We start from the raw sequence: 19601 nt of genomic DNA on the forward strand, positions 1-19601 counted from the left end.
GAAACAAGAAGCCCCCGCCTCTTCAGGCGGTGGGAGCATTCACTCAAAGTCCTTGGAGCATTGAATCGTCCCTAGAATCGTATCGACAAGGGCGGAGAGTTGGTACGACATGGTCACGGCTCCGGGATCGATATGGCCCACGCCCTTGTTTGCCTGATAACAGGCACGGCCGCGAACCGCCTCCATCTCTCTGGTGCTCTGGGCTCCGGCGATGGCGGCCTGCTTGACCGCCTGAAGCGTCTCTGTCTCATCCAGCCCTTTTTCCATGCATGCTTGATACGCTTCAACGGCGGGATAGAGGGCATCGATCATTGTTTTATACCCGGGTTTTGCTTTGCCCCGTTCCATCATCGAATGAACCATCGCATCCAGCGACTGGAAAAGCTCTTGTGAATTGATGTCCTGTTTCCCTTCGATCTTTTTGGCGGCGGCCAGGTAGGCACCTCCGTAAAGGATGCCAGAGCTGCCTCCGATCGTCGACATCATCAGCATGCCAATCCGCTTGAAGCAGTCGCTTATCGGCAGTTGTTCCAGCTCTTCCGCCGATGAAACCAGTTTTTCAAAGCCTTTGCTAATGTTGGTCCAATGATCTCCGTCTCCTGTGGCGGCATCCAGTTTTGTGATGTAGTCGCCATGTTCGTCTATCATTTTTGCGGCATTTTTTAAATATTGCATGTAATCTTTCGAACTGATGCGAAAGCCCATAGAATCTCTCCTCCTCATATTTTTAGCGCCGGCGTATCGCATGGATAGTCAAGCAATTCTTTCAATTCATCGTCAAGCTTCAGCAATGTAACAGAGCTTCCAGCCATTTCAAAGGACGTCATGTAATTTCCGACAAATGATTTGTATATAGAAATGTTTTTGTCCTGTAATTGTTTCTCAACTTCGTTGTAGAGGATGTACAACTCCATCAGCGGTGTGCCGCCAAGCCCATTGACCATGACGGCCACTTCACTGCCGGTGTAATCCAGATCGTTGAGAATGTCATCCGTGAGCCGTTTCGCCAGTTCGGCCGCCGAAAGCATCTTAACCCTATGGACGCCGGGCTCGCCATGGATTCCCATCCCGATCTCCATCTCGTCGTCTGCAAGGGTCCGCTCCGTCCTTTCGACTCCAGGCAGGGTACAATGGGTCATCGCCATCCCCATCGAACGAACATTCTGAATGGCCTTTTCAGCCACAGCTTTCACTTCTGACAAGGAGGCTCCCTGATCCGCTTTAGCTCCGGCCACTTTGTTGACGAAGACGGTTCCGGCGATTCCGCGTCTGCCTGTTGAGAAGGTGCTGTCCGGTACGGCCACGTCATCCTTTACCACCACCAGCTCCACTTTAATTCCTTCCATCTCCGCCAACTCCCCGGCCATTTGAAAATTCATATTGTCCCCGGAGTAATTCATAATGACCATCAGTACACCGTTTCCAGAGTCTGCTTGCTGGATTGCCTCCAGGATCCGGTCGGGGCTTGGGGATGCAAATACATTCCCCGTCACGGATGCGTCCAGCATGCCTTTCCCCACGTAGCCCGCATGCGCAGGTTCATGACCCGCACCGCCCCCGGAGATGACCCCCACTTTGGCCGACTTATGTTTTCTGAAGATCACTTCGAATCCCTCGGAATAGGATACATTCGGATTTGCCTTTGCCAGGCCAATCAACATATCCGTCACAACGTGATGCGGGTTATTGATGATTTTTTTCATCGCTTTTATCGTTCCTTTCTTTCTGCAGGGATGAACGAAACTATCGCTTAAAAGTATACTCGATAAACTAATTTTTCATGTTAACAAAAATGTCAGACGACTCTCTGAAAAAACTGATACTAAGAACCATTGTTGATTTAATAGAGCAACCGTAAAATTCAAATAAGTAAGCGTTTACGAAACTGGCAGAGAAAATTTACCAATCAACAAAAATTGAATGAGTTGGTAAATGGGATGCTGAAAAGGAGGACGGAAAAAGTATGGAAAGTGTACTGCAGAAAAGTTCAACGCGAGCTTCTCTTCAGAAAATGGGAGGGTTTTTGAGTTCCATGGTCATGCCCAACATAGGGGCTTTTATCGCCTGGGGGCTGCTGGCCGCCTTGTTTATCCCTACTGGCTGGGTTCCCAATGAATATCTGAATCAAATGGTAGGCCCGACTATCAAATACCTGCTGCCATTATTAATTGGTTATACCGGCGGATATAACGTGTACGGGAGGCGCGGCGGCGTGATCGGGGCTGTCGCTACGATGGGCGTTGTGATCGGTGCCGATATCACTATGCTGATTGGCGGCATGGTGATGGGGCCGCTGGCGGCGATCATCTTGAAGAAAGTCGACCTGTTGTTTAAAGGCAAGGTAAAACCCGGATTGGAAATGCTGGTAGACAATTTCTCCTTGGGAATTGTCGGCGCTGTGATTATGATCCTGGGATTTATGGCGATCGAACCCGTTTTTTCGGTCATTCTCAGCTTCATCTCCACCGGAGTAGAGTGGGTGACGGCAAGAAACCTGATTCCTCTAACGAGTATTCTCGTCCAACCGGCACAGGTCCTGTTTTTAAATAATGCGGTCAACCACGGGATTATGATTCCTTTGGGCCTGGAGCAGGCAGCCGCAGCGGGGAAGTCGATTCTGTTTTTGGTTGAGGGAAACAGCGGTCCGTGGGTTGGTTTGCTGCTGGCATTCTGCTTCTTTGGCAAAGGGGTCGCAAAAAAGGCTGCGCCCGCCGCTTCCGGGATTTTATTCTTGGGCGGAATCGGCGAGGTCGCTTTCCCTTATGCCCTGATGAAACCCGTTACCATCCTGGGACCGATCATCGGCAATGGAATCGCACTCCTGATCATGCAATTGTTAAACGGGGGTACGGTGGCAGCAGTCTCGCCGGGAAGCTTTCTCGCACTATTGATGATGACGCCAAAAGGGACCTTCCTCGTAAACATCACAGCGTATTTCGCCGCTGTAGCCGCTTCCTTCCTAGTTGTTTCCTTCTTGTTGAAGTTGGACAAGTCGGAAGAAAATGAAGAGTTGGCCGCGACAGTAACAAATGTAGACATGAGCAGGTTTGCGGGTGACAAGACGGCAGAACATGCAAAAGCAGCCGCCCCTGCAGCCATTTCGGCGGGAAAATCGATCCACAAAGTCATCATCGCTTGCGATGCCGGGATGGGCTCCAGTGCGATGGGAGTATCCATTCTAAAAACAAAAGCAAGAAAGGCCATGCTCGATATTGAAATCAGCAACGTCTCCGTAGACCATATCCCGGACGATGCGGATTTGATTATCACCAATGCCATCCTGGAAGAGCGCGCACGGGCAAAGGCGCCGAACAGCAAGGTTCCCATTCTCACCATCAAGAACTTTCTGGACAGCAATGAGTATGAAAAGATTATCCACATTCTAAAAAACACGTAAACGAGCAGGTGAGCAAATGTTTATTTCCTCCCGCACACGTTCCATCATCTATTTGCTGAAAAGGACAAATGGCACCATTTCGGTTAAGGATCTTGCCAACAAGCTGAATTTGACAGAAAGGACGATCTATAGAGAACTAACCGACTTGACGAAGGTTCTGGAGCACTATCAGATTCGATTGGAAACAGTTCCTGGAAAAGGGATGCGATTGTGCGGTGAAAAAGAGGCAATCGATTCGCTCGATCTCTATTTGAACGAATACCAGGTCGATTGCGGGTTTAACAGCCCTAAGGTCCGGAAAGACATGGTGCTGATTCACCTGCTGCATCAAAACGATTATATTAAGGTTCAAGGATTGGCAAGCGATCTTAGGGTGTCGATCCAAACCATCAGAAATGATTTGCATCACATTGAGGAAATGGCGGCGAATCACAACGTCACCTTAAAAAAGAAAAAGAGCGAAGGGATTTTCCTTGAGGGAAATGCCATATTAAAAAGCCACTACCTGACGAGCATTATTTTAGAAAATGTAGAAGTAGATACGTTTTTTCATTGGCTTACACACGACAATCACAGCCGGCACGACTTTATTTTGCTTTTGGAGAAGTATCATTACAAAGGTGTTTTGAGGACGATTTACCATATGGCACGGGAAATCATCATGGCTGAAAAGATACAAATGACAGATACAAACTTGATGGAATTTGTATTTTTGCTTTCCCGGATGACTTTATCCCATGCTGCCGAGAAGGATTACGACGATTTTAACGTGTGTATTCACCACAATCCTTGCAACCATGAAGTAGCAGGGAAACTTGAAAGATCGCTGCAGCAGCTGTTTCAAATCGAGTTGAGTAATGGCGAAAGGATGTATCTGTATTGGCTGATCAGCATTACCTTTCGCAAAGAGTCTCAGCAAAGCGTGATCGATGCCTCGAAAATCACCTTTATGCAGAGAGTCAGACAGTTCATTGCAGATGTGGAAGCGGGTACAGGCATTGAATTTGGCAGCGACAGATCCTTGCTTGAGGGGTTGGCCGTTCACATCGACCGCTCCATCTCAAAGGTTCGCAACGGAATATTCGCCGCCAATCCGATGATCAACGAAATCGCAACGAATTACCAAAGTTTGTATCACGTCATCAAAACAAGCGTGAAGAAAACATTTTCTGAAGCTCATTTTCCCGATTCTGAGATTGGCTATTTGACCTTGCACTTTATCGTCTCGATGGAGAAGCATACGGCCAAGGCGCTGCATGTATTGGTCGTCTGTTCGAGCGGGATGGGTTCCTCAAAGATGCTGGCCAGCCGATTGGAGCGGGAGTTTCCTGAGATATTGATCAAGGATGTCATTCCGCTGATGAAACTGCACGAAGAAGATCTCGGCCAGTATGATCTCGTTGTTTCGACCATCCCGTTATATCTTCCTGAGCATCAATACATCATGGTGTCGCCGTTGTTGAATGTGAAAGAAGTTGAAATGTTAAGAGAGAGGATCGCAAACCTAAAAGAGGGGAAAAGCCGCGGGGTCAAGAGGGAGAAGCTGGCTGCTACCAAAAGGCACGAGGACGCGATTTTGACGCTGCAGCAAATCAATCTGGTCACCTATTGGGGAATCAAGCTCATCGAAAACTTTGAAGTCGTTCCGATTACAGGCGAAAAAAGGGTCATCGATGTCATTGACTACATTCAGGAGCATTTATTTCAGAAAAAGGTGCTTCGCTCATCAAACGATATTTCAGAGTTTATCGCATCGCGGCAGAAAAATGAGGTGTTAGTCCTTCCCGATTCCCGTTTGGCCTATTCCGAGTTTTATCTCAATCATTTGGATGAGCCGCTTTTGTCTGTGTATCGGCTTGTAGCGGACCATACCTACACGTTTGGTCCGGAAGAAGCTGCAGGCATCGTATCCATGATCGTCATGATCTACCCTGCCCACAGCAACGGGTTATTGATCGATTTTTTGAGCGAGATAACGATGATGGCAATTGAAGATGTTGAGATCGTCCATTCCTTTGAAATAGAAAATGAGCATGCACTGAAAAGGATCCTGGGCCAAAGAATCAAGCAATACCTGGTTCAGAAACTGTAAGAAAGAGGTTATTTTTGTGAAAAGTGTCTTTGATGAAAACAATATCCGACTCAATGCAGCATTTGCGAACAAGGAGGAAGCCATCGAAGCAGCGGGAAGGATCCTGGTGGATAACGGGTACGTTGCCGAAGAATATATATCCGACATGCTGAAAAGGGAAGAAATCGTCACGACTTACATGGGCAATCACGTTTCGATTCCTCATGGCGTCAGCGATTCGGAGAGCAGGATAATGCATTCGGGAATTTCTTTCATCCAAGTGCCGGAGGGGGTTCGCTTTGACGAAGAGAATATCGCCTATCTCATCATCGGGATCGCCGGCAAGCAAAATGAACATCTGGAGATTCTGAGCAACATCGCCATTGTCTGCTCGGAGCTGTCCAATATCGAAAAGCTGAAAAACGCTGCGACCAAACAGGAAATCATGGGGTTATTTACGGGGGTATTGCGATGAAAAAAGCGGTTCACTTTGGAGCGGGGAGTATCGGCAGAGGCTTTATCGGCGACTTGCTTCACGATTCCGGGTATGAAATCACGTTTATCGAGGTCTCTCCTGTGCTGCTTGAGCAAATCAATCAAACGCACAGCTATGATCTCTATCTGATCGACCGCAACTACGAGAAAAAGGTGATTGATAACGTCAGCGCTGTCTCTCCGGTCGTGGATGAAGAGAAGGCTATCCAGGCAATCGTGGAAGGGAGTATCCTGACGACATCGGTCTGGGCGGACAACCTGCAGCATATCGCCCCGACCATTGCGAAAGGACTGAAAAGGCGGCTACGGGCAAACGGACAGAAGATTAACGTATTGGCTTGTGAGAACGCTTTGTTTGCCACAGACATGCTGAAACATGATCTGTTGCACTGCGGCGTCGACATTGCGGAAGAAGAATTGGAGCGAATCGCTTGTTTTCCCAATACAGCCGTCGACCGCATGGTTTTTGATGTAACGGTCGACGGAAAAAGAGCGGTGGAAATCGGCAGTGAACACGAACTGGTTATCGAAAAAAACAAGCTGGCCGATCCCGCGGAAGAACCGATTCAGGGAGCGGTTTACACCGACAATCTGCAAAAGTTCCTTGAAAGGAAGCTGTACATCACCAATTGCAGCCATGCGATCGCCGCTTATTTAGGCTATCTGAAAGGCTATGCGTACTTACAGGAAGCATTGGCCGACGAAGACATCCATCGGCAGGTACTGGCGGCGATCGGTGAATCGGCAGAGATGCTTTCGCTAAAATACGGTTTTTCACGGGAAGAGCTGCAGGATTACATCCGCTTTGTTATCGGCCGTTTCATGACGCCGGGAGTCAAAGATCCGATAACCCGTGTTGCCCGGTCGCCTGTTCGCAAGCTGGATCCGAGCGATCGCCTGGCAGGCCCGGCGACCGCATGCGAAAAGTTGGGGGTGGAAAACAAGTACTTGTGCAGAGGAATCGCCGCCGCCCTTCTGTTTGAAAATCCAGAAGACAGACAAGCCGTAGAAATGCAAACATATATCGAAAACCGCGGGATTGAACAGGCTATTCAACATTATACGAAGATAGGTCCAGACGCAAAGAGCTACGCTCAGATTATTACCAGCTACAACGAGTTATCAAGCAGCAAACAAAAATAAGCCCAATATTTACGGAGGAGAGACGGCAGATGAAATTGCAATTGGCATTAGACGAAAAAACCTTAGTGGATTCACTGTTATTGGCAGAGAGGGTAAGAGAATCGATCGACATTATTGAAATTGGCACGCCATTGGTGATGCGTGAAGGGATGAGAGCAGTCCGCGAGTTTAAAAGATATTTTCCGGAAAAAGAAATCTTGGCGGATTTGAAAATTATGGACGGCGGATTCTTCGAAGCTGAATTGGCCTTTGAAGCGGGAGCAGATTACGCGACCGTACTGGGAGTGACAGACATTTTAACCGCTCGGGCAAGCATTGAAGCAGCCGAAAAATACGGCAAGCAAATGGTGGTGGATATGATCTGCGTACAAGATCTGCCGACAAAAATTCGCGAAATGGAAGAAATCAAGGCACACTATGTCGCGGTCCATACCGGCGCCGATCAACAAGCTGCGGGAAGACAGCCGATCGATGATTTAAAAGTGATGAGGGAGCACGTGACAACAGCCAAAATCTCTGTGGCAGGCGGAATCAACAGCAGCACAGTGGATCGGTACATCGCCTATCAGCCGGATGTGATCATCGTCGGAACGGGAATCACCCGGGCGAAAGATCCCGTGGCGGAGGCCAAAGCCATTAAAGCCGCCATCGTAAAAGGAGGCAAATAAGATGAGTCAATCCGCTCACTTGCTGGCGATCATCAAAGAACTGGAAGAGGATGCGAAACATATCGAGCAGGAACAGCTTGATAAGCTTACAGAGGCGATACTCCGTGCGAAACGAATTTTTGTAGCTGGTGCGGGCCGATCGGGATTTGTCGCCAGAGCCTTTTCCAATCGCTTGATGCACCTGGGTTTTACCGTCTATTTTGTGGGAGAGCCGACGACCCCATCGATTCAGCAAGACGACTTGTTGATCATCGGCTCCGGCTCGGGCGAAACCAAAAGTCTCGTAACCATGGCCCAGACAGCAAGCCGCATCGGGACGAAGATCGCAACCATAACGATTTTTCCGGAAAATACGATTGGGCGGCTGGCAAAAGTGATCGTGACAATTCCCGGGGTAACGGCTAAGTCAGATGCCCAATCGAACAAAAAGGAGTCTGTCCAGCCGTTAGGCTCGTCTTTTGAACAGCTCACCTGGCTGGTATATGACAGCATCATCATGGAACTGCAAAAAAAGACGGGACAAACCAATGAGCAAATGTTTGCAAGACATGCCAATTTAGAATAAGATCGGACTTAGATAGGGGTTCACCACTGGAGAAGAGAAGGGGTGAACCCTTTTCGCCAAGGAGGGAGAGAAAAAGATGATAAAAGCTGTTATTTTTGATTTTGACGGGCTTATCTTTGACACCGAAACCTTCGTTCTGCAAGCATTTGAAGAAATGTACGACGAGTATCAGGTAAATTTCCCTAAAGAGGCGTGGAATCAATCGATTGGAACTTCGCTCGCATTTGACCCGTACGAAGCATTGCTGCTCCGCCAGCCAACCGCCAGCAAGGAAGAATTGAAAGCAGAATATGAGAGAAGATATCAATCGATCCGAGAAGGCAAATTGCCGCGAGAAGGGGTAATAGAATACTTGCAAAGAGCGAAGCAATTAAACTTGAAAATTGCAATAGCATCAAGCTCCCCCAGAAGCTGGATCGATGAGCATGTCAGTATATTGGCGATTTCCCAGTATTTCGATTTTATTTGCACCGCAGACGATGTAGAGCAGATAAAACCCGATCCAGAGCTGTACCAGAAGGTGCTGCACTACTTTGATATACAGCCCCATGAAGCAATCGTATTCGAAGATTCTCCCAACGGCTCTTTAGCTGCCATCAGAGCTGGCATTCCTTGTGTCATAGTTCCCAATGAAACAACCAGGCTGCTTGTCTTTGATGAACGAATCACCCTGAGAATAAACTCCAAACGGGATATGACTTTAGATGAAGTGATCGAGAAAATATCCGCACTCCGGTAGACATCGAAACTTCTCACATCCAGGGGACTGCAGTTGCTTGCCGCATCGCATGCGGAACAGAATACAAGCTGCAGCTCCCCTGATGTACCTGCCGATCAAGCCCTAGCCGGCCTTGACGAGCAAATGCTTGATCTCCTGAAAGCTGACGAATTTTTTGTTGGCTTCATCCCAAAGGCGAAATCGAATCGCTTGCAGGCTGGAGATGATCGTAATCGTGGTTACGCTCTGAAAAGCGGGTATGTTGTCGTGAGCCTTTTGCAAATAGTAATTGGGTACTTTAGGACTTAAATGGTGCACGTGGTGAAAGCCGATATTCCCGGTCAACCATTGCAGGACTTTGGGCAGCTTGTAATAGGAGCTTCCATCTACGGCCGCTTTGACAAAATCCCAGTCCTGTTCTTTTTCGAAATAGCTGTCTTCAAACTGGTGCTGCACGTAAAAGAGCCATATGCCGGCAGCTCCCGAAAGGTAAAAAATAGGGACCTGAATCAACAGGAAGGCTTGCCATCCGATTGCCCAGCAGAGCAATCCCGACACGGCAGCAATGCCTATATTCGTAAGATAGGTGTTGAGACGTTCCGGCAGCTTGGCATCTTTCCTGTTAAAGCGATTCTCGATCAGCATATTGTAGAAGGGACCGAACACGAACATAATCAACGGGTTTCGGTACAGGCGGTAAGCCGTCCGCTTCCATACCGATGCAGACAGGTATTCTTCCACTGTGAGAATCCAGATATCCCCAATGCCGCGTTTGTTTAAATTGCTGCTGGTCGCGTGATGGATCGAATGGCTATGCCGCCATTTGTCGTAAGGGTGAAACGTCAAGATGCCTGTGATTGTGCCTAAAATCTCATTTGCCCGGCGATTTCTAAAGAAAGAATAGTGGCAACAATCGTGAAAGAGTATGAAAATCCGAATGACAAATCCGGCAGCGAGAATGGCTATACCCAGCGTCAGCCAATACGAGATCGCAAGGCTTTGATAGGCGAGATACCAAAGGAGAAAAAAGGGGATCATCGTGTTGCAGATCTGTCGAATACTTCTCCATGCATTTGATTGTTCGAACGCGGCGATGTGCTGTTTCAATTTGCGTGCTCTTTCGTTTTTCATATTTTCCCCTTTAATCAAGTATTTTCCTTTTCGGCGTGTACCGAACCGGCAAAGGCCGTTTTACCTGGACGCTTACTGTTCCTTGACAGTGATATTGCCTGAGGTTGTGCGAATTTTAACAACCTCCTGTGTTTTCCCTTTTGAATCCGGCGCCTTAATATTGCCAGACGAAGCACGCAGATCATAAAGACCGGCAAAACCTTTGGCTACCGTCATCGTCACGTTGCCGGAGCTTGCGTTTATGTCCGTGTTCGCCGCTGTTTTCTGCGTGATTTTGACGTTTCCTGAGGTGGCATTCACGATGGAATTGCCGGAAAGCTCGTCAACGGTGACAGAACCTGATTTCGAAGTAACTTGGAGAGATCCTGTGATTCCGCTTCCCTGGATATTTCCCGAAGTACATTCCATGGAAATATTCTGGGCCTCGATATCATGAAAGCGAATGTTTCCTGACGATGCTCCCATCTGAATATTTCGCCCTTTCACATCGCTGTAGCTCGCATTTCCTGATTGGAGACGGAAATGGACACTGTCCAGCATTTCTTGTTCTGGAAGAGCAACGGTCACATGCAATGTTCGTTCGGAATGATCAAACGAGGGGAATCCCCATTCATTCGTGTTTAAGTCCAGGCTTAGAGTATGGGCAGATATCTCTGCCGATTCGATCTTCTGTGCAACGTCCTTATGGGCTGTGCCATTTACGTGTACATATCCCGGCTGGTTGCTTTGGCTCTCTATAAATTCAACGTTCAAATTCGTTGAACCGCCTTGAACCTCCAATCTCTCCAATTCATTAGGCTCTATCTCCCACTGCTTATCTACGGAGACCGTTCCTTTTCCTGAGCTTGTATAAGCGAATTTGTAATACGCCATACCCAATAAACCTGCGATTACGAATCCGATTACGATCATTGTCATGGTTTTTACCATGCCGTTTTCTCCCTTCATCACGCGGCGTCTAGTATTTCCCTTTGGTGGAAGCGTGAAGCTGTGCCTTTTTAAAATGGTAGTAATACATACTGAGCGGCCACCACAGGATCAGGAAGATAGGGTAGATTGCCCAAATGGTACCCGGTGAAGAGACTAGATTGACTGTGATAAAAAAGAGAATCGTCAGGATACTGGCAGAGATCGATAATCCGAAATAGTTTCTTTTCTGTGCATAGTACAAAGCGAGTGGCCACCACAGGACTGCATAGGCCGGATAGATCGCCCACGGATACGGCGGAGAGATGTAAATGTTCAAGATGGAGTAGTAGACAATCGTGCAAAGACTGGCGATGCATGCAAAAGGCAGCGTTTTTGCTTTTTTCCCGGAAAGTACGGAAGCAGGCCACCAGACTAGCGGGAAAATCGCATAAAGAAACCAGGGATGGCCGGGTGAATACAGACAGTTGATCACAAAGAGAAACATGATAATCAAGAGACTGCATAAGACGGAATGGAGCTTGTGTTTTCTTTGCTTGATAAAAATCCAGCTCATCACCAAGAGCAACAGGGTAAAACCAGGGTAAAGAAACCAGATGAAATCCGGGCTCGTCAGGAAGTTCGCAACCACTAGAAAGATGATGCTCATCAGACAGCCAGCCAAGATAAACCCGATCGTATATTTATCCATCAGTACGCCCCCTTACCTAGTGCGCAGCCAATGAAAAAACATCGACAACGGCCACCATAGAACCCCGAAAGTGGGATAAACAAACCAAATGACGTCAGGAGTATAGTAGAAATTGATGAAGGCAACCAGGGCGATAATGAGTATACTCCCCCAGATGGAGAAACCGAGATTGATTTTCGCCATATCTTTTTTGATCGGCTGTCCAACACCCAGTTCTTTTTTGATCTCCTCGATGTCCCCGAATTCTACGATTGCTTTATTGACCGCATCTTCCTCCGCTTTGCCCTGCTGCATCAGATCGAATACTTTCTCTTCCAGGTTTTCGATGATCTCCTGTTTGATGACTTGTTTCTTTTCGCTTTCCGGAACATCCTTGAACAATGCGTCTACATGTTGTTTGATTCGCAATTTATAATCCCTCCATAAACAGATCGATGATTTCCTTGGTTTCCTGCCACTCTCGAACCGTTTCTTTCAGATAAGCCTTGCCTAACGTCGTTATTCGATAATATTTTCTTCTGCCCCCGTGGGAAATATCTCCGTAGTAGGAATCGATCAGCTCTCTGCTCTCTAATCGTTGAAATACAGCGTACAAGGTAGCTTCCTTGATGTGGAATCGGTCTTTTGTTCGCAGACTGATTTCTTTGGAGATTTCGTAACCGTACCGGTCTTTTTCCAGGATCAAGCGAAGAATGATTGGGTCCAAATGTCCACGGATAATATCGCTTCGAATGGTAATGAACCTCCTTGCATCATGTACTCTGTCTCATGGAGTAATCTTAACCTGAATTGCTCTATCTGTCAAAGTAATTTTTAAAAATGGGTTTTTTCATTGGAAAGCCGCAACTTAACTGGGGTTTTCAAGAATAGTTTGGATTGAATTATTCTATTTGATAGAGTAATTTTAAAGAAGATTACTCTTTGTGTCAAAGTAAATTGCCTTTGATTCTGTTCGATCACGGATTTATTCCTGAATGCAAGCCTGCAGTTTGGCAGAAGGTTATGGAATAAATTTGATTGACAATTTTTTTCCCTCGTGACAAAATAAACTCCGTTCATTAAACGTTCATTTAGGTGAGATGATACACGTTCATCTTTGCCTTGCAAGGGAGGGTGACAATTGACCCAGGATCAACCGATAGACCGCCGTCAAATGCTGAAGGATGCAGCGATTTATCTTGTCGGGAAGAATGGGTACGACCGGACGACCATCAAGGAAATCGCCAGGCATTGCGACGTCACTGTGGGGGTGATTTACCATTACTTCGAGAGTAAAAAAGATTTATTCTGCGAAGCTCTCAAGGACTACTGTTCCAGTTGGGAGGAGATTGTCCCGAACGTAAGACAGTTGCCGATCGAAGAAGGACTGGTGTTGATCGCGACCAGATTTATCGATAATTGGCGGAATAATCAAGCCTTTATAAAGATTTTTGCTACGGAAAGTTTTCAGAACGAGGACGCGCATGCTCTGTTTTCCGATTTGTTGGCAGACGCCAGGGAAAAGCTGAGCAGGTACTTTGAATGCAAAATAGCGGAAAAAGAGATTGCTCCTGCCGATAAGCAGATCATGATGAACATGTTTGTAAGTCACTTTTTTACTGCATTGCTCTTCAAAGAACGGTTGCACATTCCCATATTGCCGGAAGTTGACGACGGATTTATCAGGGCGAGCGTCCGAATGTTGTTATCAGGTTGGAGACAGGGGGATTTGGAGTGAAACAGGAAAATCGGGAGAAAACCTGGGGGAGACCAGCTTTGCTTCTCGTCGGCGTTTGTGCCGCGGTTTCGTTGGCGGGATGCTCAAGTCTGCCGGCCAGTTCTGCGCCAGGGGTGCAGTCGGTGGTGGTCGAAACGATCGGACACAACAGCTTAAAGAAGGCAAAAATGGCGGTAGGCCGAGTCATGGGCGATACAGAATCGGCTGTCATGACAAAAATTCAAGGGCGGGTCGTTCGCGTATCGAAGGACATAGGTCAGGAGGTAAAGGCGGGAGAACCGCTCATTTATTTGGATGACAAGGATTATCAGGTGGCGCTTGAGCAGGCGAATGCCGGTTTGCGCGGTGCCGAGGCAAGGCTGGCTGACGCACAGCGCGGGACCAGATCTCAGCAGCAGCAGCAATTGGATGAGAGGATTCGCGCGGCAAATGCTGCACTGGAGAATGCAAAACATACCTTGGAGCGAACCCAATCGCTTTTTGAATCGGGGGCCGTTTCCCAGTCCCAATTGGACGCTGATTCCCTGGCCTATACCCAAGCGCAAAGCACTTATCAACAGGTACTGCAGGAGAAGAGTCTGGCGAACGAGGGCGCTACCCGAGAGTCGATTGCCAACCTGCAGGCGGCCGTCGCCGAAGCGAGGGCAAGGGTGAACTCAGCGCAGCTTGCTGTTAGCAATACGGTTATCACAAGCCCTCTCTCCGGAAAAGTGGCTACAAAAAATATCCAAGACGGCGAGACTGCCTCTCCTGGAGTACCGCTGTTGACGATCGTCAGCGGCCAGCCAGTGGTGGAAGCCTCCATTCCGGAAGATCAGATCAACAGCTTGAAGGAAGGGCAAACCGTTACAGTTCGGATCGAGCAGGTATCTTCGCAGCCGTTCGAAGCGAAGGTTCTGGCCATATCGCCAATCGCCAATCCCGCAAGCAAGGAATACCCGGTGAAACTGAGCCTGCCTGGTGACCCCAATCAATGGAAATCAGGCATGTATGCAGAGGTCACCCTCCCCGAGCCGGAGGAATCGCCCATAACTGTCCCAAGAGATGCCATTGTCAAACGAGGGTCTGAGAGGCTGGTCATGGTCACGGACGGATCAAAGGCGTTCGCTCACGTGGTGATTACCGGCGCATCAGACGGAACCAGCGTGGAGATTTTAGACGGGGTAAAAGACGGGGAAAAACTGATCGTTGTCGGGCAAGATCAGCTAAATGACGGTGATCCGGTTCAAGTACTTTGGGAGAAGGAGAACGGCAAATGAAGAAAAAAATCGGCTTGCTCATCCTTGCCCTGCTCATCCTTGGCGGAGGCGCATTCGGCACCAGGCAATACCTCTACGCGATGAGCCACGTCACCACGGACGATGCCAAAATCGATGGCCGACTGGTCAAAGTGAGTCCGGAAATTGCCGGACGCGTCACCGAGGTTCGCATAAAAGAGGGGGATGCCGTAGAAGCAGGGGAGACATTGGCCCGGCTGGACGAGAAAAATGCGTCGCTGCAAAATCGGGATTCCGCTCTGGTGAAAGCCCCCGTCACCGGTGTAGTCATTAAGGAATTCGTCTCCGTAGGCGAAAACGTTTCTCCGGGACAGCGGGTATTTTTACTGGCCAATTTGGATGATTTGTACGTGTCAGCCCGGATCGAGGAGACGAAAATCGAGCGTATCCACGTAGGAGACCCGGTCTCGTTTACGATCGACGCTTTTTCCGGCAAGCAGCTTCAAGGGGTGGTAGAACAGATCGGGCTTGCGGCAGACAGCACCTTTTCGCTGCTTCCCACTTCCAACGCTTCCGGCAATTTTATTAAAGTGACGCAGCGCATTCCTGTAAAAATCAAAATCCTGGATTCGAATGGATTAAAGCTCTTGCCCGGCATGAACACAGTAGTGGATATCACGACAAGGGGATGACGCTATGAAGGCCAAGCGGCTGATATTCTCGCTCGTCGCTGTCTACTTGACGGGAAGTGTGCTGATTTCAGGATATTATTGGTACAATTATCAGTATTATGTAAAAACCAATGACGCTCGCGCCAAGGTAGATTTGTCGTTGGTGACAGCGCCGGTAACAGGCAAGGTCTATTCCCTCGATGTCCGCGAAAATCAGGAAGTGAAAGCAAATGAAATACTGGGATTCATGCAGGCTTTGAACTCCTCCGCTTCCTCTGAAACCCGCATTCCTCTGATCGCTCCAGCGAGCGGACGTGTCATGCGGATTGGGGCAGCAGAAGGAGAAATCGTCACGAACGGCCAAAATCTGGTTGCGATAGCCGATCTGCAAACGGCTTATGTAGAAGCGAGGCTGACGGAAACGGAAGCGACGCGGGTGCGTGTCGGTCAAACGGTAGACGTCCGCTTGGACACTGAGAGCGGCCATACCTATCCCGGGGTTGTCTCGCTGGTCGAGGGCGTTACGGAGAAAGCGGTCTGGCCGATTGTATCGCTCGTGCCAGCACGGCAGCAGCCACGGGAAGAGGAACTGGTACCGGTGCGAATCCAGGTCAAGGATGCCCGCTTGATCCCGGGGACGAATGCGTCGATCAAAATTAGAGTAAGGGGGGACTCCGATGCCCTCTTCTGAGGAAAGAAAAATTCCCGGGGTATTTACCACTACCTTAATTATCGTGTTGGGAACATTCATGGCGCTTTTGGATACCTCCATCTTAAACGTGGCACTGCCAAAATTAATGGTGTTGTTCAGCGTCGACACCAAGCAGATTGAATGGGTGTTGACCGCCTATATGCTGATATCGGGTGCGATTATCCCGATCACCACCTACTTTGGAGAAAGATTCGGCTACAGGACGATTTACGTGTGGTCGATGGCAAGTTTTACCCTGGGTTCGCTTTTGTGCGGTCTGGCCTGGAGCAACCCCAGCCTGGTCGCGTTTCGCGTCATCCAGGGGATTGGCGGAGGGTTGATCATGCCCGTCGGCATGGCGCTGATGTTCCGCTTTGTGCCAAAAGAGAAGATGGGGGCAGCGATGGGAATTTTCGGCCTTTCCATGGCGGTGGCTCCGTCGATCGGCCCTACCCTGGGCGGGTTGATCGTCGAGTCGTTCAGTTGGCGCTGGCTGTTTATGATCAATGTGCCCATCGGGATCATCAGCGTCCTGTTAAGCCATTTTGTACTGCCCGATACACCGCGGCGGAAGATGGGACGATTTGATGTTTGGGGGCTTTTGCTTGGGTCGGGCAGTGCGTTTTTATATCTGCTGGCTCTGGCGGAAGGGCAGAGCTGGGGATGGTCCTCCTACCCGATCGTGATGCTGTTTTTTACCGCGACATTTATGCTGATCCTGTTGATCGTGGTGGAGTTGAATCATCCGGAGCCGCTGTTGGATATGCGATTGTTTCGGAACAGGGATTTTACCTTCGGCGTCCTCATGAGCTGCGGCATGTTCATCGCGATGATCGTCGCTGTGGTAATCTTGCCGATCTACCTGCAGTCACTGCGCGGGTACTCCGCCATTCAAACCGGGTTGATCCTGATGCCGCAGGCGCTGGCGATGGGGTTTACCATGGCGATCTCTGGAAGGCTTTTCGACAAGATCGGTGCTCGCCCGTTAATTCTGACGGGAGTTCCGCTGATCCTGTTCAGCACCTATCAGCTTCATACGCTGTCCATCGATACGCCGGACAGCTTGATCAGCATGTATATGATCCTGCGGGGCTTAGGCATGGGGCTGACGTTTATGTCTGTCAACACCGCCGCGGTCAGCACGATACCTCCGATGAAGATGGGGGCGGCTTCGGCGATGAGCACGCTGGTTCGCAACGTAGCGGGTTCGATCGGCATCGCGCTCACTACCGTCTTGTTGGAGACCAGGCAGTTTCTTCACTTGCATCGCATGGCAGAGGATCTCGATATGTTTTCCCCCGGCTGGGCAACGATGCAGCAGTCGGCAACAGGAGTGCTGGCTGCGGCCGGAGATACCAGCGCATCATCCGCGATGACGCTCAGTATGATGAATTCGCAGGTATTGGCACAAGCGGCAGCCTGGTCGTTCGGCGACGTCTTTTTAATCTTTTCCGTCTTCATTCTGGCGGTGGGGCCGATGGGGCTGCTGTTTAAGAAAAAGGAGAAACGCGAAGGCGACCAACCTGTTTTTGCCGAATAAACACACGAAATAGCACCCGCTTTTGGCTTCGAGCAGAAGCGGGTGCTTTTATTTTTGTGGAATATCTTGCCAAATGCGGAGGTTTCGCTTACAATCGTGCCAAAACGGTTGCGGTAAAAGTCCGTAACGCCACGCACAAAATAGGAGGTAAGGTATGTCGTCCCCCTTCTTATCCTATACGATCAACGGGGAACCCTTTCACTTGTTCTCTGTCTCTCATCTAATCGCCTTGGCCGCAATGTTTGGCGCCGCGATCCTCCTGTATGTGTTCCGAGGAAAAATCCGGAAGAGATCGGTTGAACCATGGATCCGTTATCTGCTTGCGGGCGTACTGCTCTTCACGGAAGTCGCCTTTCAGCTATGGCACGTCCTGACAGGCAGTTGGTTATCGGCAGAGACGCTGCCCCTGCAGCTATGCAGCGTATCCTTGCTGCTATCTGTAGTGATGCTATGCACGAATAGCTATCGGCTTTATGAGATCACGTATTTTGCCGGGCTGGGCGGAGCCGGGCAGGCGATGATCACGCCTGAATTGTTTTACCCTTTTCCCCATTTTCGCTTTTTTCATTTTTTTGTTGCCCATGCCTGTATTATCCTGGCATGTCTTTACATGACATGGGTAATGCAGTACCGTCCAAGCGTCCGCTCTCTGTGGAAGACGATGGGCTTTCTCAACTTGCTGCTCGTCATCGCCTTAACCGTCAACCGCGTGACAGGAGGCAATTACTTGTTTGTCTCGCACAAGCCAAGCAACCCCAGCTTGCTCGACTTTCTCGGCCCGTATCCGTGGTACATCCTCTCGCTCGAAGCGGTCGCCATACTTTTGTTCCATGTTCTGTACTTGCCGTTTACTTTGCATAAATCAACGGAGTCTTCCGTTTCTTTACACGAAAACCGCTAGTGAGGCTAATGTGAAAATCATGGTTTTTTTGCTTGACATTACGTTGCAGAGCATTAAAATAAGTATAAATCCAATTAAACCGACCAACATAGTATGAATTGATTGGGAAGCTTTGCCGCGGTACGATTTAACTTTTGCGTATATGATTGAACATTCGTAAAACGGAGGAGAGAGTCATGAGTTTTCAATTCGATCACCTGGTTCATTTCGTAAATGATCCCAAGGAGGCTGTCCAGCTTTTCAGGCAGCAAGGAGTCCACGCCGTTGATGGCGGCGTCCATGAAAACAGGGGTACATACAACGGACTAAGCTATTTTGACTTAAGCTATATCGAATTTTTGGGCGCTTACGATAAGAAGTTGATCGAGGAGAGGCCCAATCTGGCGTACAGTTTAATTGAGACGGTTGTGAACGACGCTTATACGGAAGGATTCGCCCGGATTGCCATTCGGACAACGCAAATCGAGCAGGCTGCCGAGTACTTTGCCCGGCAGGGGCTGACAGTGAACGGGCCGGTTCCTCTCAGCCGCCGAAGACCGGATGGAAGTGTCGTGAGCTGGCGGTTGCTGTACATCGGCCATCCCGATCAGGAATTGCCGCTTCCCTTTATCATTCAATGGGATGAGAGCGATGAGGAGAGAAGAAGCGATCTGGCAGACAGAGGAGTCATCGCCCCGCATCCGGCTGGTGATCTTTCCTTATCCTTCGTCGCTTTTGCGGTAAAAGACGCGGAGAGCACGGCGGCCCATTGGGCGAAGTGGCTTGGGTTGAAACCGGGCGAAGCCTATGTGGATGAGTCTCTGCAGGCGAGGTGTCGATCGCTCTTGCTTCCTGGCGGAAACCTCGTGTTTGCAAGTCCCATCGGCAGTGGCGGAGCTGTATCCGACGTGCTTGCAGCACGCGGGGAACGGGCTTTTTTGGCGGGAATCGCAGGGAGCTCTGCCAAGGGAGATCAAAAGGTGCTGGGAGGCATCTATCGGTTCCTTGATTAGACAAGGGAAACATTTTTTTGCACATAATTCACACTATTTCGATATGAATAATGTATAATTAAGGAG

At 49.1% G+C, this 19601-nt stretch carries 21 protein-coding genes; 14 read left to right on the top strand and 7 right to left on the bottom strand.

Translation table 11 applies throughout. From position 1 onward, the window contains the following. Positions 1-39 precede the first annotated feature (39 nt). Together dhaL and dhaK are read right to left on the bottom strand one after the other, a co-directional pair. Complete coding sequence (gene dhaL / locus ACI7RC_RS05675) at positions 40-705, bottom strand: dihydroxyacetone kinase subunit DhaL (protein ID WP_408107264.1); 666 nt, start codon at positions 703-705, stop codon at positions 40-42. A 14-nt stretch (positions 706-719) separates the two neighbouring features. Next, positions 720-1703, bottom strand: a complete 984-nt coding sequence (dhaK, locus tag ACI7RC_RS05680) for a dihydroxyacetone kinase subunit DhaK (RefSeq protein ID WP_408107265.1) — start codon at positions 1701-1703, stop codon at positions 720-722. Positions 1704-1963: 260 nt separating this feature from the next. Between dhaK and ACI7RC_RS05685 the strand changes: the two genes are divergently transcribed. The 7 genes from ACI7RC_RS05685 to ACI7RC_RS05715 all read left to right on the top strand — a co-directional run bounded on the left by ACI7RC_RS05685 (position 1964) and on the right by ACI7RC_RS05715 (position 9078). Then, the gene (locus tag ACI7RC_RS05685; RefSeq protein ID WP_408107266.1) at positions 1964-3397 is read left to right on the top strand and encodes a PTS transporter subunit EIIC; all 1434 of its coding nucleotides are present in this window, start codon (positions 1964-1966) and stop codon (positions 3395-3397) included. Between the two features lie 16 nt (positions 3398-3413). Continuing rightward, on the top strand, positions 3414-5489 hold the full coding sequence (locus ACI7RC_RS05690) for a BglG family transcription antiterminator (protein ID WP_408107267.1): 2076 nt from the start codon (positions 3414-3416) through the stop codon (positions 5487-5489). A gap of 16 nt (positions 5490-5505) precedes the next feature. After that, the gene (locus ACI7RC_RS05695; protein ID WP_408107268.1) at positions 5506-5943 is read left to right on the top strand and encodes a PTS mannitol transporter subunit IIA; all 438 of its coding nucleotides are present in this window, start codon (positions 5506-5508) and stop codon (positions 5941-5943) included. Further along, positions 5940-7106 (top strand): mannitol-1-phosphate 5-dehydrogenase, encoded by a 1167-nt coding sequence (locus tag ACI7RC_RS05700; protein WP_408107269.1) that lies wholly within the window; start codon positions 5940-5942, stop codon positions 7104-7106. Before ACI7RC_RS05695 ends, ACI7RC_RS05700 begins: the two co-directional genes overlap by 4 nt. Before the next feature lie 29 nt (positions 7107-7135). Further along, positions 7136-7774 carry a 3-hexulose-6-phosphate synthase gene (hxlA, locus tag ACI7RC_RS05705; RefSeq protein WP_408107270.1) on the top strand — a complete coding sequence of 213 codons (639 nt, stop codon included), beginning with the start codon at positions 7136-7138 and terminating at the stop codon, positions 7772-7774. A gap of 1 nt (position 7775) precedes the next feature. Further along, positions 7776-8339 carry a 6-phospho-3-hexuloisomerase gene (hxlB, locus tag ACI7RC_RS05710; RefSeq protein WP_408107271.1) on the top strand — a complete coding sequence of 188 codons (564 nt, stop codon included), beginning with the start codon at positions 7776-7778 and terminating at the stop codon, positions 8337-8339. Positions 8340-8415: 76 nt separating this feature from the next. Continuing rightward, complete coding sequence (locus ACI7RC_RS05715) at positions 8416-9078, top strand: HAD family hydrolase (protein ID WP_408107272.1); 663 nt, start codon at positions 8416-8418, stop codon at positions 9076-9078. Positions 9079-9180: 102 nt separating this feature from the next. Here the strand turns inward: ACI7RC_RS05715 and desA are convergent, their stop codons facing one another. The 5 genes from desA to ACI7RC_RS05740 all read right to left on the bottom strand — a co-directional run bounded on the left by desA (position 9181) and on the right by ACI7RC_RS05740 (position 12512). After that, on the bottom strand, positions 9181-10188 hold the full coding sequence (gene desA, locus ACI7RC_RS05720; RefSeq protein WP_408107273.1) for a Delta(5) desaturase DesA: 1008 nt from the start codon (positions 10186-10188) through the stop codon (positions 9181-9183). Between the two features lie 72 nt (positions 10189-10260). After that, positions 10261-11118, bottom strand: coding sequence for a DUF4097 family beta strand repeat-containing protein (locus ACI7RC_RS05725; protein ID WP_408107274.1), 858 nt, complete (start codon positions 11116-11118; stop codon positions 10261-10263). Positions 11119-11146: 28 nt separating this feature from the next. After that, positions 11147-11806, bottom strand: a complete 660-nt coding sequence (locus ACI7RC_RS05730) for a hypothetical protein (RefSeq protein WP_408107275.1) — start codon at positions 11804-11806, stop codon at positions 11147-11149. 12 nt (positions 11807-11818) lie between these two features. Next, complete coding sequence (locus ACI7RC_RS05735) at positions 11819-12214, bottom strand: permease prefix domain 1-containing protein (protein WP_408107276.1); 396 nt, start codon at positions 12212-12214, stop codon at positions 11819-11821. Between the two features lies 1 nt (position 12215). Next, positions 12216-12512 carry a PadR family transcriptional regulator gene (locus ACI7RC_RS05740; protein ID WP_408107277.1) on the bottom strand — a complete coding sequence of 99 codons (297 nt, stop codon included), beginning with the start codon at positions 12510-12512 and terminating at the stop codon, positions 12216-12218. Between the two features lie 414 nt (positions 12513-12926). Here ACI7RC_RS05740 and ACI7RC_RS05745 point away from each other — a divergent pair, with 414 nt between their 5' ends. The 7 genes from ACI7RC_RS05745 to ACI7RC_RS05775 all read left to right on the top strand — a co-directional run bounded on the left by ACI7RC_RS05745 (position 12927) and on the right by ACI7RC_RS05775 (position 19535). Further along, positions 12927-13523, top strand: a complete 597-nt coding sequence (locus tag ACI7RC_RS05745; protein WP_408107278.1) for a TetR/AcrR family transcriptional regulator — start codon at positions 12927-12929, stop codon at positions 13521-13523. After that, positions 13520-14782, top strand: coding sequence for an efflux RND transporter periplasmic adaptor subunit (locus ACI7RC_RS05750; protein WP_408107279.1), 1263 nt, complete (start codon positions 13520-13522; stop codon positions 14780-14782). Before ACI7RC_RS05745 ends, ACI7RC_RS05750 begins: the two co-directional genes overlap by 4 nt. Continuing rightward, on the top strand, positions 14779-15432 hold the full coding sequence (locus ACI7RC_RS05755) for an HlyD family secretion protein (protein WP_408107280.1): 654 nt from the start codon (positions 14779-14781) through the stop codon (positions 15430-15432). The genes ACI7RC_RS05750 and ACI7RC_RS05755 overlap by 4 nt, the downstream gene beginning before the upstream one ends. A gap of 4 nt (positions 15433-15436) precedes the next feature. Beyond that, entirely contained in the window at positions 15437-16102 is a 666-nt protein-coding gene (locus ACI7RC_RS05760; protein WP_408107281.1) for an efflux RND transporter periplasmic adaptor subunit, read from the top strand. Next, entirely contained in the window at positions 16089-17642 is a 1554-nt protein-coding gene (locus ACI7RC_RS05765) for a DHA2 family efflux MFS transporter permease subunit (RefSeq protein ID WP_408107282.1), read from the top strand. The genes ACI7RC_RS05760 and ACI7RC_RS05765 overlap by 14 nt, the downstream gene beginning before the upstream one ends. Positions 17643-17796: 154 nt before the next feature. Beyond that, the gene (locus ACI7RC_RS05770) at positions 17797-18543 is read left to right on the top strand and encodes a YwaF family protein (protein WP_408107283.1); all 747 of its coding nucleotides are present in this window, start codon (positions 17797-17799) and stop codon (positions 18541-18543) included. A 176-nt stretch (positions 18544-18719) separates the two neighbouring features. Beyond that, positions 18720-19535 carry a VOC family protein gene (locus ACI7RC_RS05775; RefSeq protein ID WP_408107284.1) on the top strand — a complete coding sequence of 272 codons (816 nt, stop codon included), beginning with the start codon at positions 18720-18722 and terminating at the stop codon, positions 19533-19535. Positions 19536-19601 lie beyond the last annotated feature (66 nt).

The organism is Brevibacillus sp. B_LB10_24, assembly GCF_046036945.1.
In the GTDB taxonomy this organism is placed as follows: domain Bacteria; phylum Bacillota; class Bacilli; order Brevibacillales; family Brevibacillaceae; genus Brevibacillus_C.